This window comes from Amphibacillus sp. Q70 (assembly GCF_052055485.1).
Lineage (GTDB): Bacteria > Bacillota > Bacilli > Bacillales > Amphibacillaceae > Amphibacillus.
In genome coordinates this window covers 1,159,213-1,173,764 of record NZ_CP197171.1, presented here as the reverse complement: position 1 = coordinate 1,173,764, position 14,552 = coordinate 1,159,213, and the positions used below count along the sequence as shown (strand labels likewise).

11 protein-coding genes and 1 other annotated feature are annotated in these 14,552 nt (G+C 35.1%); of the genes, 6 read left to right on the top strand and 5 right to left on the bottom strand.

Going from position 1 to position 14,552, the window contains the following annotated elements; translation table 11 throughout:
- Positions 1-102: 102 nt before the first annotated feature.
- On the bottom strand, positions 103-1,347 hold the full coding sequence (locus tag ACS127_RS05445) for a DNA cytosine methyltransferase (RefSeq protein WP_440897416.1): 1,245 nt from the start codon (positions 1,345-1,347) through the stop codon (positions 103-105).
- Between the two features lie 125 nt (positions 1,348-1,472).
- Here ACS127_RS05445 and ACS127_RS05440 point away from each other — a divergent pair, with 125 nt between their 5' ends.
- The gene (locus ACS127_RS05440; RefSeq protein ID WP_440897415.1) at positions 1,473-3,206 is read left to right on the top strand and encodes a hypothetical protein; all 1,734 of its coding nucleotides are present in this window, start codon (positions 1,473-1,475) and stop codon (positions 3,204-3,206) included.
- Positions 3,207-3,635: 429 nt separating this feature from the next.
- On the opposite strand, the gene ACS127_RS05435 is transcribed toward ACS127_RS05440, so the two are convergent.
- The 4 genes from ACS127_RS05435 to ACS127_RS05420 form a co-directional block, all read right to left on the bottom strand.
- Complete coding sequence (locus ACS127_RS05435) at positions 3,636-6,119, bottom strand: sigma factor-like helix-turn-helix DNA-binding protein (protein ID WP_440897414.1); 2,484 nt, start codon at positions 6,117-6,119, stop codon at positions 3,636-3,638.
- Between the two features lie 115 nt (positions 6,120-6,234).
- Positions 6,235-6,675, bottom strand: a complete 441-nt coding sequence (locus ACS127_RS05430; RefSeq protein ID WP_440897413.1) for a hypothetical protein — start codon at positions 6,673-6,675, stop codon at positions 6,235-6,237.
- Positions 6,676-6,961: 286 nt separating this feature from the next.
- Positions 6,962-8,659, bottom strand: a complete 1,698-nt coding sequence (locus tag ACS127_RS05425) for a DUF2207 family protein (protein ID WP_440897412.1) — start codon at positions 8,657-8,659, stop codon at positions 6,962-6,964.
- Between the two features lie 4 nt (positions 8,660-8,663).
- Positions 8,664-9,230 (bottom strand): LemA family protein, encoded by a 567-nt coding sequence (locus ACS127_RS05420; protein ID WP_440897411.1) that lies wholly within the window; start codon positions 9,228-9,230, stop codon positions 8,664-8,666.
- 197 nt (positions 9,231-9,427) lie between these two features.
- Positions 9,428-9,697 (top strand) — a binding site (T-box leader).
- Positions 9,698-9,866: 169 nt separating this feature from the next.
- On the opposite strand from ACS127_RS05420, the gene ACS127_RS05415 reads away from it, so the two are divergent.
- The 5 genes from ACS127_RS05415 to ACS127_RS05395 all read left to right on the top strand — a co-directional run bounded on the left by ACS127_RS05415 (position 9,867) and on the right by ACS127_RS05395 (position 14,384).
- Entirely contained in the window at positions 9,867-10,724 is an 858-nt protein-coding gene (locus ACS127_RS05415) for an SAM hydrolase/SAM-dependent halogenase family protein (protein WP_440897410.1), read from the top strand.
- A gap of 30 nt (positions 10,725-10,754) precedes the next feature.
- A complete protein-coding gene (locus ACS127_RS05410; protein WP_440898085.1) occupies positions 10,755-11,312 on the top strand; it encodes an ECF-type riboflavin transporter substrate-binding protein in 558 nt (185 codons plus the stop codon).
- Between the two features lie 57 nt (positions 11,313-11,369).
- Positions 11,370-13,085 (top strand): ABC transporter ATP-binding protein, encoded by a 1,716-nt coding sequence (locus ACS127_RS05405; RefSeq protein ID WP_440897409.1) that lies wholly within the window; start codon positions 11,370-11,372, stop codon positions 13,083-13,085.
- A complete protein-coding gene (locus ACS127_RS05400) occupies positions 13,076-13,906 on the top strand; it encodes an energy-coupling factor transporter transmembrane component T family protein (protein WP_440897408.1) in 831 nt (276 codons plus the stop codon). The genes ACS127_RS05405 and ACS127_RS05400 overlap by 10 nt, the downstream gene beginning before the upstream one ends.
- 118 nt (positions 13,907-14,024) lie before the next feature.
- The gene (locus ACS127_RS05395) at positions 14,025-14,384 is read left to right on the top strand and encodes a Lin0512 family protein (RefSeq protein ID WP_440897407.1); all 360 of its coding nucleotides are present in this window, start codon (positions 14,025-14,027) and stop codon (positions 14,382-14,384) included.
- The last annotated feature ends 168 nt before the right edge of the window (positions 14,385-14,552 follow it).

The window sequence follows — 14,552 nt, the reverse complement described above, 5'->3', positions numbered from 1 at the left end:
CCTCCCCTTACTGGGTACCTTTATCTGTTAAAAATTCTGCCTTAGAGGCGATCATTAAAAAGCATCAAAAAATGCCTGTTGTTTAACAACGAAAAATCATCATTAGAATAGGATAAGTTGCTTAATAGACTCCATGTTATTTTTGGCAAACTCAGCGATTGGCATGGCTATTTCCTTCGCTAAATAAACCGGAACAGCATTGCCAATTTGTTTGTATTGCTTATTTAAACGATTATTTTTGCTAGTTTCTAAATTTCCACCATCAGAAAACTGAAACCAATCTGGAAAGGTTTGAATTCGAGCAATCTCCCTCACTGACAAGCGGCGATGTAAAGAACTATCTCCTGGAAGCTCCCACTGATCTTTAGCTACTTTAATCATTTCTGGCCCACTTGGATGAAGTGGAGCTTGTCTTCCTGACGCTTGAATAGTAAAGCTTTGTTCACTCCATTTTTTCTTTCTGTTACGTGATAAATACATTGGAGAATAGCCTCCTTCAAACCATTCTCCGGGCTGGTTTTCTAAACCACCAATGGCATCTTTTAACGTCAGATAGGGTAATTTCCCTTTCCCATGCGTCGGCTTTGGAAATAGATAATCAAAGCTGATGTCATTTCGAACACCGATAATAAATACTCTTTCTCTTAATTGTGGAACACCATAATCTCTCGCATTCACAAGCTTAAATTGAACATTATAGCCTGCCGAAGAGAAATCTTGAATAATTTGACTCATCACTTCTCCATTGCCAAGTGTGAGCATTCCTTTTACATTTTCCGCAATAAATGCAAAAGGTTTAGCCTGAAGAAGACAACGAATAAAATGAATGTATAAAAAATTTCGCCCATCATCAATTAATCTGGGACCAGCCTCACTAAAGCCAGGACAAGGAAAACCGCCAAGCACCAAATCTGCATCTGGGAATTCCTTTATTTTTCGAATATCTATATCATGCTGAAAAGTCGAGGGAAAGTTTAATTGATAAGATTCATTTGCCTCTTTAAACAGATCATTGGCATAAATTGTATGAAAGAGACTTGTTTCTCTAATCGCATTAAATTCATTTCTATCTTTAAATGCCTCTAATGCTTGATCTTCTCCTATTACCGATGCTAAGCCAGCTAACTCAACACCTAAATCCAATCCTCCACAGCCTGAAAAAAGGCTAATGACATTAATTTTATCTTCTTTGTAATGAAGATTACTTATATTTACATCATCTATATCGATAGACTGAATAGCTTTTTGTTCTTCCTCTATTTTATTTAGTAAAAGTTCCTTGATTTTTTCAGTATCATACTCTTTTAAAGGACGATATTTAGCTCGTCCTCTGCTTTCTAGACGCATGATTCATTCCTCCCAAAGGGTTCTTATCTTTATTTTATCACTTCTTACGTACCAAGGCCAGTTTTTTGTCTAAAAATCCCCATGAAAGAAGAGGATGCGCTATAATGGAAATGAGGTGGTTAAAGATGAAAAAAAGCCCAAGGAAACTAGGAGACAAACATGTCTATGACGTTCATAAAGCTTTAACTTTATCAATAAAGCACACGTCAATTGCCAACTTTAAAAAAACAGTAAGAGAAACGGTTCAATATATAATAGAATTATATCCTAACATTGTATCAGTAACATCTAAATTTGAAGTGACTAATACAAATGTAGCAAAAGATCTTCAGCTATTTTTAGATGATGGCACAGTAAAAGATGTTAATTTATTTTTAATCAAACAGAATAGCAAAATTCAAACAAAAAATTTGGGTGCTCAAAGCTTCTTCTCGAAATATTTTTTATCTGATAACACGCAAAAAGCATTCAATCGAAAATATGAAAATGATCACTTTGAATTTTTAAAAAACCTAGCTCATACGAGAGAGAACAGGGTTGATACATACGATAAGAAAATATTGAAAAAAATCGTTTCTAATCATTATCCAAAGTTCACAGATGAAATTGAGCAATATAGAAGTCTCTTTTTATATCAATTACGGGAAACAGCGTTTAGCCTACTTAAAGATTTTTATAATGATGAAAATAAGGGGTTCAGTCACGCCTATCGCACATTATTTATGACGAATGATACAACGATAATAACGAGATATGGTAAATATGAACATTCAATATCTGTAGAAAGTTTCAGTCCAAGTAGCCCTTATTTCACAGCAATAGAAATTTACAAATCAGGAAAGCATGCAGTAGGCATTAAGTATGGCGCTACTGCTCTTACCTTAAGATTTAAATTTGAAAGTAGTCCAACCTCTTCTATAAAACTAGCAGTGAGCTACGATACGTTCCCTAGTGAGACTGAAAATAAACTTTCTAATAAAAAGACAGTAAGAAAGATGACTTCGTTAATAAACGATCATCAATATCAACCAGCTGGCAATCCAAGTCATGCGATTGGGAAGTGTCACGAAACACTAACATACTATTACTTTTTGCAGTATTTCCCTGATATTTCACAAGTAGAACCCAATGAATGTATACATTTAATGAGTAAATATTATCATATCGTTAAACCTGATGTATTAAATGATTTATACCAATCCACATCTACTATTGTGCCAGCAATAAGAGAGAAATTATTTGAGAAATATTCTGATTACGAGATTGAAAGTATCGAATTAGTTCCTGATAGCTACCTAGAAAATAGATTAGACACTGGAGATCTTAAGCTAATTTTAAGAGTAAATAAAAAATATCAAGTTGAAAGTATTTCGCTCAAAGCAATAGAAAAACAGAACAGTAAAATAACTACAAAGAATCCTGGGGTGGGTACAATACTAGGACCAACATATTTCAATATGGGTGACCTAACGCCATTAGTAAAGTCAGTTAAAGAACGATTCCAAGCAGGAGAACTCAACCATAGGGAAAGCTTAGAAATACTGGCAAAGGAACTAGGTAACACTCTAGAATTAGCCTCACAAAATCAATTAAAACAAGGAATAGAAAATTTACTAGGTAAAGCAATGATTGCCGTTACTTTTTATCGGGAAAATATCAGTATCTGTAAAGAGCATTCAAGAATTACAAGTACAATAGATGTATTTGTACAAACGCCCACAACGATTCAAAATCAATTAGTATGGAACAATAATACGGAATCGATAAATATTCGAGTGAAATTTAGTAAAAGTCAGAAATACGGTTGGTCGTCAGTGAAACTGACATCGGAGTATTTGGTGAAAAGTTTATCAAGTTAAAAAATCAATAATGTAATATAACAGTTTTAATGCAGAAATTATACTTTTGATTATGTACTTAGAGATATCTCTCGCTCTCAGTAGAAACCCCGAGAGCGAATTTATCATCCATTATATTCGAAGTATTTCCAGCGATACACATGTAAATTTACTCAAATTATAATTGTTTGTATTTGAGAAACTAAGGGTAATTTTCACTCGAATAAAATCCCTAAAATTGGAATTTTTATCTCTAATCCATCCAAAAATGTAATGTCTGTTTTCTTTGAATTGGACTAATCGTAAGAATCAACATGTTTATGTAATACACAATATGTAGAACACAAATTATGATCTCCTGTGGCTAAAAAGAAAAGGGTCTCTTAATCATTTATGTAAATTGGGAGAACATGCCTATTACTCAAAATAGGGTTAGATTGAACATACAAACTATTGTCCATACACTTCATTTAAATAAGTATCTTTATCAAAATAAAGTTTATTTAGTTCTTTTGAATGAAAGCACCCGTAACGTTTCAAACCAATTATTATCGTATCTAAATTAAAATCAATACCAAATTCGCTGTTTAAATCATAAACAAAATCATGAACATCTACACCTATTTCAAAATCAGCAAGTTGATCACTATAGAATAACTCTAGAGTAGCTGGTATTGTTTTTCCTTTAACAAATAATATGGGGGACTTTCTTGTTACAGAATTAAATCTATTTGACGTTACCATTAAACGTTCATAAAAAATTGATTCAAAACCAAGGTCTAACAATGGATGTTTAAATCCTAATTGTTCAAGACTAAAAAGTGTAAAGTATTTTGTCTTTGGCAAAAAATTATAGACTTTATTTACAAAATCATCAAGAAAAGAAGGGCTTATACCTCGTTCTTCTAGAAAATCTGTAGAAACATATAACCCTTTTTCTAGAACCACAAGCTTCCGTTCAGTCTCCTTTTTAAATAGATAACTAGTCATTTCTCTACTTTGACCAATACTGTCGTTAGTCCGCCTATACTGGGCATCTTTCATGACAAAGCTAGAAAACGCATTTGTCACGTTACCGAACTCTTTTTTGAAGACAACATTACCAGTAATATAATAACCTAGTTTTCCAAGTAAAGGCGAAGATATAGTATGACCAAATTCCTGTAAAATTACCAAAACATCTTGCTTCATATATACATCTTCTAGGAAATATAGTTTTAAATTTTCAAGTAACTCATTATCTAAATCATTTAATGGAGCACAAATTATACCATCATTAATATAACTCTTATAATTCATTGAGATGTATGAAGACATCGTGTTTTCCTTAAATCCATATTCTTCAAAAAGATACTTAAGACATACTTCAATTTTTTGATCTGAAAACGACCTAATTTCTTCCATGATGAAATCCTTTTTCTTAATATCTCCAACCGTAAACTCTGGTGATCGAGTCAATAAAATCTTATTACTCGTTATCTCTCTCATCCTTTTATACAAATTATGGAGTTCATATTCATCTCTAATATCAAGTTGCTCCATAAATTCTTTATCTTCATTAAAAAGTTTGAGCATTGAATAGCAGCCTTTATTTAAAAAGTCTACTTTATTATTTAATAACTTTATATCTTCATCAGATAAATTGTAATCATAATATCTAAATCGATGTCCACGAGTACTTATGACATAATAACTTCTCGATATACACCCTTCAATAGCTCTGGGAGACGTTACCTCTAAATCCAATTCAGGATATTTACTCGCCTCTGAATTGTAAAGTTGAAAAAATGTCTCTGGGGTATAAGATTCACTTTTATGACTAAACAATATTTCTTCAGCAAAGTCTACTTTATTTATTTGCTTTAACTCCCCAAAACGAGTCACAAAAAATCTCTGCTTCATTAGAAATTTAAATTTATCACTATTCGGAATATCCTTAGATTCTAATACATAATAACTTGGGTCCTCAGTTCCTTTTTTCAAAAACAAATCTAGTAATTCAAACACCTGAGGGGGTTCATGAAATAAACTAATGAATCCATCTTTATTGAATGAGTAATTTTCAAATATCTTTCTATATTTTTCAATCTCAGCAACCTTTCCTAAACTTTTCAATACTCTGGCCTGTCTTTGCCTAACACGCTCTTTTGATATTCCAAATCGATTTCCAATCTCTTCTAAAGTGAGTCCATTTAGTCTATGTTTCAGTAATGCCATGTCTTTAAAGTCTTCAGCTAAAATTTCTTTCAGTGTAACCACCGGTTCAGGTTTTTCAATAGAATCATACCTGCTCTGATAATAAATATTCGTAGGAAAGTAATAAGTATCATCATGATAGTATAGATATCCAGATTCAATTAACATTTTATTCATCTGATCAATTTCAATTTCTGAGATTTTTAAACTCGGGAAATACTCATCAATGTACTCTTTTACTTGATAGGCAACATCTTTGTCCTGCACTTCACGAACTGAATAAAAATAAAACAAAACCATATTTTTTTTAATTCGTTGCTGATGTTCATCTTTCATAAGCAAGTCCTCATAATTCTTAGCTGCCAATCTAATTTTATTCATCGCACTGGAAAAGCTCCGTTTCATCCCCCTTTTGATTTCTTCATCACTTAAATTTATTAAAACCTTTATTGTCGTCAAATTAAAAGCATCTACAATCTTCGTTAAAGCTGTTTTAGAAGCACCAAAACCTAACAAAATAAATGGACTTTCAAATAATAGTGGAGTAAACCACTCCAAATTATCTTCTGCTTTAGAAATCGCCTTCAAAATATTAGATTTTCGATTCGTTGATGATAAAATTTCATTCGATTTCTCTGTAATAATTAGATCAAATATAGTATCTGCCTGATCACAAATTGAGTTAACAACATTATTTGATAATCCAATTTCTTGTAAGGATAAAAATGTCATATCCATTTTATCTATTCCTTTCTACTAAAAAATTGCGTTTGCGAAGAATGAACTAAATAATTTTGCTTAGCTTCTGTCTGCTCTCTTTTCATCTGGTAGATAATCGGAAATATTTTGTTATTTACCTAACACGCTGCCACTCTCGAAACCCAAGCCAAATCTGCACCAAGCCAATTGCAAAAAACAACACGTGTAGAAAAACAATACCCCACAACACATAGCATTGAATAATAATCCACATACAAAGAATAAATCCCATCAGCATGTTGACATAGTAATATAAGGGTAATTGCCGAATCGTCATCATGCCTGCTACAAAATTGGTACAGCCGAGTACAAAAAACAAAAACAGCCCTGGTATAAGAAAGCTAGTGAAAGGACCATTGATTAAGGCATCATCAGGCATACCCATAGGATTGATTGGATTAAAAATAGCAGGGATTCCTCCAATGATAGCCCCAACCGCTACGAAAAAATGTAACCCAGCTATTCCCCGTCGATATTTCAATATATCCACCTCTTTTTTTATCCATCCAGAAAAGTATATGTTTGTTTTGATCATATCATAAGCCAAACTAAAATTTCCAGCATTAGAAAAACTTGCTTTTGCTCACTAGCACATGGATGTGCTGACTTCGACGTTCCCATACGATGTGGGGAACTTGGTCGAAGATCCTTTGAGAGGTTTAGCTTGGCGAAAAGCAAAGCTTTACTAAGGGCGTTAAAATTTCTACTTGGTTGAACTACTTCAGAGCTGAAATTTTATGCTTTCCTAACGTGTAAAAAGGCTTGGTTCATCACCAAGCCTTTCTAATTATCATTCGCCTTTTACACATTAAATAGCATCTTTAGCGTGAACCTCCTCCGCCTCCACCGAAGGAACCCCCGCCTCCGCCAAAGCTGGTCGAACCGCCTCCACCACTGGCAGCACTGACACCACTGCTATAGCCGCTTGACATGTTTCTGGACAAGAGGTGCATCATGTAAATATCTGTGTAGGTGATATGTGCTTCTTCAAAATAACTCGGGTGGAATTTTTCTAATTGCTCGGCTACTTGTTCAGCAATACCGTAAAGGCTTGCCCATATAAGCAGGTCATCCCATAGAGCAACTTCCTTCATTTCTCGTTCATCTAGTAATGAAAAGTCAGCTAAGTAGTTTTTAAATTGAACAATTTGATTAAATAAGTTTTCACCACGTTCAGTTCCTTTTACAACTTTGGCAGTGAGACCACCCATAAATTTAGCTTCTACTTCTTCCAAAGCATGTTCCTTAATGAGTTGTTCTTTAGATCTTTCAGGTAAGTCTGTTTCAATTGCTTGAATATCTTTGTAATTTTTTCGGGCCCACTTTTTGAGTTGGTCATCATAGAGGATGCCATCAGAATTAGCCGCTGAGGCAATCAGCTGCCAAAAACGATTCTCAAATTCTGAATAAAATGACTCTCTTGGATCTAGTTTGATTATGGTCGTGTCCTTTTTTCTAAAGCGACCCGCTTCTTCGGTTGTGATTGAAATGCGCTCTTCCTTCAACCATTTAAGCATAAAGGCATTAAAATAATCTTCCATACTTCCAGTACCAATCGCTTGTAGCAGGTAAGCAATGTCTGTGATTGAACCTTGTCGGTAAGGAACTTTGCGATAATATTTGTCTTCGTTAATTTTTTCCCGCTGTTTTCCTGTGATAAGTGGGTTTTCACGTTGAACAGCTCGAGAGCGTAAGGTCCCGTAAATCGCAATTAAAATAAACACCAGCAGGAAAATACCAGCAATTATGATAAAGATAAGAAAACCACTGTCTGAAGACTCTGCATTATAGCTGCTTCCATCTGTTGCTAATTCTTGCTGTTCACTTAACGTTTGATCAAGTGATAAGCTTGGATTGAATGGACTATTTAAAAATTGCATCAAAATCGTGATATGATCTGAGTCTGTTAAAGCAGTATTTGACCAGCCAATAAGATGTCCATCCTCAAGGTAAATATCACCATCAAAGCCGAAGCCCCAAATACGTGTATCATCGGTTGTGAAAGTTTGTGGCCCGGCAATACGGATGGTAACTTCCTCCGGATTAATATTATCTTGACCATAGAAAAGCCGCCAGTTCATGCCTTGACCATCGTCAAGTTGACGAACCATGTTAGTTATTGTGTATGTGACTGTATATTCGTGTTCACCATATTCACCGATTCCCCAGCTCAGTTCAACACCATCACTGGTTTCGACAATACCATATTTCCCCGCTTTTTCCTCTCGACTTGCGCTGACATCCCAATCAGGTTCATAGGTTAAGGGCTCACCAAAATCACTGACATGGAAGTCGGTTACCTCTGAGCCACCTAAATTCTCAAGGACAATATAGATTTCTGTATCTTCAGTTAGATACATCTGGCGGGTTTCAGTGATAATACCAGATCCATCTGGTTGTAATTCAATATCGTATTCAAGCAACGACATATCATTTGCGTGAATATGGGGAGCAAGTGTTAAACTAATGGTGAAAAATAAAGCTAATGCTATTAAAAATTTTTGGATATTCATTTTCATTAAATCAACTCCAGCTTGGCATTTCTGTTTTTGTGTCCGTATGTTCAAAATAGCTTGCTTGTGTAAAATTAAACATTGATGCAATAATATTTGATGGTACAGATTGAATGATCCTGTTGTATTTTGTGACCGTATCATTGTAAATCATTCTTGATTGGCGCACTTGTTGCTCATAACGATCAACATTTTTTAACGTTTCCTGATACACTTGGCTAGCCTTTAAATCGGGGTAGCTTTCAGCGATGGCAAATAAACGGCCCATTGCTTGATTAAAAAGTTCATCATCTTTATTGACCTCTGCTACAGCAGCATTTTGTCCGAGTGAAGCGCGTTGTTCCGTAATTGATTCAAGTGTTTTTGTTTCATATTCAGCGTATTGCTTGGTGCCTTCAATCATATTTTGTAATGCATCCCAACGCGATTCAATTTGAGCTGCAATTTGTCCCATCGAATTACTAACAAACTCTCTTGCACTGATCAGTTGGTTGTATGTAGACATTGCCCAAAAACCTAGAACTACAATCAACAAAATAAGTAGAATTAAACCAATATTGGCAGTAAAAAAATTCATCCTAAACAATCTCCTTTATGCTTATTAAATTATAACATTAGTGTTGTACACAATAAGCCTATATTACCTATATACCCTTTTTCTATGCTAGACTAACCAATTTTATTTATTTTTCAGAATTTTTTTAAAAAAGGCTTGCATTCATTTTTAAAGTCGCCTATAATGGCTATTAATTAAATTTAAAGAATAAACACTTTATAAAAGCTGTGATGAGGGAAAGTAAGTATTGAGCATTTTTCGAACAGAGAGCTTCGGTAGCTGAAAAGAAGCAAAAGTGCAGATGCTGAAAATGGCCTTGGAGCTGCGTGCTGAAAACACTTTGTGTTAGTAGGTAACGTCGAGATTTGGTACTCGTTATCCCTACCAAAGTATAAAAACCTTCGGGTGGAGTACTTATGAGGCTATTTGTGTAAGCAAATAGTAAATTAAGGTGGTACCGTGTTGATCATGTATTCAACGCCCTTATTGTTCATAGGAGCAATAGGGGCGTTTTTTAATTTGTTCTACAGAACAAATTAAGCCTCCGGCAGGTGTTGCGGATTTTTCAAAGTCGTTTTTTGTGTAAACACGAAAAAAATCCGGACCCAATCACGCCAAGCGTGATTGATATTTCAAAATTGAAGGGAGCACATGTAAATGAATAATCTATTAGTATTTCAGTCCGATTTTGGTTTAGCTGATGGGGCCGTTAGTGCCATGTATGGTGTAGCCAAATCAGTTAGCACTGATTTAGCTTTATATGATGTAACACATGATATTCCTGCCTATAATATCTTTGAAGCGTCTTATCGTTTGTATCAAACAACGACTTATTGGCCCGAGGAAACCGTGTTTGTTTCTGTTGTTGATCCTGGAGTTGGTTCTAAGCGATTAAGTGTTGTCGCCAAGACGAAGAACAATCATTATATTGTCACCCCCGATAATGGTACGCTTACACACTTGGCTCAATCTGTTGGTCTCGTTGAGGTTCGAGAAATTGACGAGGAGGTGAATCGATTAGCAAAATCTTATGAGTCATACACCTTTCATGGCCGTGATGTTTATGCTTATACAGGGGCACGGCTAGCCTCCAAAACGATTACGTTTGAAGAGGTAGGGACAGCAGTAGACCTAGATAATATTGTTCAATTAGAAACACCTCAGGTTGAGCTTGAAGATAGCTTGATTAAAGGTAATATCGATATTTTAGATGTCCGATTTGGAAACCTATGGACAAACATTGATAAGGACTTTTTCTCCAAAGAAGGCATTAATTATGGAGATACGTTAGAAGTCGCTATTTTCAATGAAAATCGTCAAATATATAGAAATGTGATGTCCTTTGGTAAGTCTTTTACCGATACACAAGTTGGCGAACCCTTACTTTACATTAATTCACTTGAAAAAATTGGAGTTGCTTTAAATCAAGGTTCCTTTGCGGATGCTTATCATATCAAGACTGGTATTCAATCAAAGATCTCAATTCGTAAAGCGGCAAAAATTGTTTATTGTTAATTCAATCTATTATAATAAAGGGAGATGTTAATCATGAGTAAAAGTTTATCGATAAAAACGATTGTTGCTATTGGAATTGGCTCGGCTGTTTATGTTATCTTAGGACGCTTTCTAACGATCCCAACTGGAATTCCGAATACAAATATTGAAACAGCCATTGCTTTCTTAGCCTTTATCGCCGTTTTATTCGGTCCAATTGCAGGTGGTTTGATCGGTTTAACTGGTCATGCATTAAAAGATGCACTAATGTGGGGTTCTGTCTGGTGGAGCTGGGTATTTGTTTCATTATTTATTGGCTTTTTCATTGGTTTATTTGTTTCCAAAATAAAGGTTGAAGAGGGTCAGTTTGGTAAAAAAGAAATCTTAACCTTTAATTTAATTCAAGTTATCGTCCAAATAATCGGTTGGGGAATTCTAGCTCCGGTGTTAGATATTTTGATTTACGCAGAACCCGTTAACAAAGTATTCACTCAAGGACTTGTTGCTTCACTTTCAAATATTATTTCAGTTGGTGTGCTCAGTACGATTCTACTCGTTTCTTATGCAAAAACACAAAGTAGAGGAAGCAGTTTAACAAAAGAGAATTAAGATATTCAATTAATTGTTCTCTTAGTTAGGATAAGATTTTTTATTAAGGGGTGCACGATGGGAAAACCAATTATTTCGTTTCAGCAATTTTCATTTAAATATCATAGCCAAATTGAGCCTACCCTTAAAAATATCAACTTAACGATTGATCAAGGAGAAAAAGTTCTCATCTTAGGACCATCTGGTTCGGGGAAAAGCACACTTGCTCATTGCTTAAATGGGCTCGTTCCTTTTTCATACAAAGGGGCTATCACAGGAACACTAACGATTAAAGGGAAAGAAGCAAAGACGTTAGATATCTTTTCTTTATCAAAAATAGTTGGGACCGTCTTGCAGGATACAGATGGTCAATTTATTGGTCTTTCTGTTGGCGAAGACATCGCCTTCGCATTAGAAAACGAAAATGTCGCTCAAGAACCAATGCAGCAAATTGTTCAGGAAACAACCACATTAGTTGGCGTCAATTCACATATCGATTATTCTATTCATGAGTTATCTGGCGGTTTAAAGCAGCGTGTTTCTCTAGGTGGAATACTAGTCGAACAAGACCTAGATATTCTATTGTTTGATGAGCCCTTAGCCAACTTAGATCCTGCAACTGGACATTATGCGATGGAATTAATCGGACGGATTCAACAAGAAAAAGAAAAAACAGTGATTGTAATTGAGCACCGTTTAGAAGAGGCTTTACAGCTCGAGTTTGACCGTGTCATTGTCATTAATGAAGGGGAAATGGTTAGTGACACTACACCCAATCAATTATTGGCATCAAAAATACTTGATCAGGTACATATTCGTGAGCCTCTCTATACAAAAGCACTAAAATATAGCGGTTGTGTTATGACTTCTGATCATCAGCCTCAACACATCGAGCAATTAAGTTTAACCGAAACGGATATTGATAAGTTAAAGGCGTGGCAAAGTCATTATACAAATCAAGAAAAAGGGTTAAATCCTGATCCTTTGCTTAGCTTAGATCAAGTGAACTTCAGTTATGATGAAAAAAGAGTGCTCTCTAATATATCTTTTACGATTCAACGAGGCGAAATGATCAGTTTAGTTGGCAAAAATGGGGCAGGGAAGTCAACATTAGCCAAAGTAATCTGCGGTTTTGAACAACATGCAAATGGCTCAATCAAACTTGATAACAAAATACTCGATCAAGAAACTATTTTTGAACGAGCAAATCGGATCGGATTTGTTCTACAGAATCCGAATCAAATGATTTCAAAGCATCTTATTTTTGATGAAGTTGCACTGGGCCTAAAGCTCAGAAATGTACCAGAAGATGAAATTGAAGCAAAGGTTCATGATGTCCTTCGCATATGTGGCCTCTATCCTTTTCGAAATTGGCCGATTTCTGCTTTGAGTTTCGGACAAAAAAAGAGATTGACTGTGGCATCTATTTTAGTATTAGAACCTGAGATTATTATTTTAGATGAACCAACTGCTGGACAGGACCTAAAGCACTTCACTGAAATCATGGACTTTTTACAACAATTAAATCAGCTAGGTGTGACAATTATTTTTATTACTCATGATATGCATCTGATGCTTGAATACACTTCACGTGCGCTGGTGCTTGCTGATGGACAATTAATTGCTGACCAAAGACCTGTAGACGTCTTGACGAATGACCGCTTAATCGAACAAGCCCATTTAAAGCGCACATCTCTATTTGATCTAGCCCTAAAGGCTGGAATTGAAGAGCCTAAGCAATTTATCGATCATTTTATTTCACATGATAGGAAGGTTCGAAAAACATGGCAATGAAAATGTTAGGCTATTTTGAACGTCCATCAGTCATTCATCGATTATCTGGTTTTACCAAGTTGATTATTTTTATACTTTGGTCAACAGCAGCAATGTTAACTTATGATACGCGAATTTTACTGATCTTATTTATGTTAAGCATCGTTATTTTCAAGCTCTCTAAAGTACAACTAAAGGACATTCGTTTGGTTCTTTATTTAATTTTATTTTTCTTATTGTTAAATAATTTAGCCATCTACCTTTTTTCTCCACAAGAAGGAGTAGCAATCTATGGTCATTCACATGAACTTTTTCACATCACTGATCGCTATAATTTAACTCTTGAACAACTTTTTTATCAACTTAATGTGACCTTGAAATATATTGTCGTCACACCTGCTGCTTTACTGTTTATCATTACAACCCACCCAAGTGAATTTGCAGCTTCACTAAATAAAATCGGGATTAGTTATAAAATTAGCATCGCAATTTCATTAGCCTTGCGTTATCTTCCAGATATTCAACGTGATTTTAGAACAATTAATCAGGTTCAACAAGCAAGAGGCGTTGATTTTTCTAGAAATGAAAAAGTGGTTAAGCGATTAAAAAATGTTGTTTCGATTATGATGCCGTTGATCTTTTCAAGTTTAGATCGAATTGAAACAATTAGCCACGCAATGGAGCTAAGAAGCTTTGGCAAACATAAAAGCAGAACCTGGTACAGTGCCCGGGCACTATCTAAAGTAGATTGGATTTCATTACTCGTTAGTATTCTTCTGTTTACTGTTGCCATGGTCATTACCTTCTATGATGGTTCCCGTTTTTACAATCCCTTTTTATAATTGTCGTTTTTAAAAGATTGCGATCGGGTATAGGATAGGTATAGCTGGAAATAAAGTTCATATTTAATTTCCCGGGAAATATCGACAAGAAATTATTTATTTTAGGGAGGACATTAGCGTGGAGAAAATTATCTTTATTCAAACGGGTGTAGGTATAGATACACACGGACAGGACATTACAAAGGCAGCTAAACGAGCGGTCAAAAATGCGATCCATTCGAATTCAATGCCTGGATTAAATGCGTATTTACCTGGTGAATCATTGGATCGGATGAAAGTAAATATTGTTTTAGCGATACCTGCTGATCAAACCTTGCTTGATCAAGACCAGGTTAAAGCTGAAATTCCTTATGGTGAAGTAACGCTTGAGATTGTCGATGGTGGTTTAGCAACCACTAGTGGAATTATACTTCGCGAGCAAGATGACACAAATGATTTAATGTATATTGTCAATGCTGCCGTTCAAGTCGGCTATTAATCATTCTTGAACTTGTTCAACAGACGTGAAGCTGAAACAAAGCAAAAGATTGAATTCTTAATACGAGCGAATATTATTATAGAAATAAAAAGGGATAACCTTAGCTGAAATATTGCACATCTAATAAAAAGACGACGGATAATCAAGACCCTTTCAATCCCTCGTCTT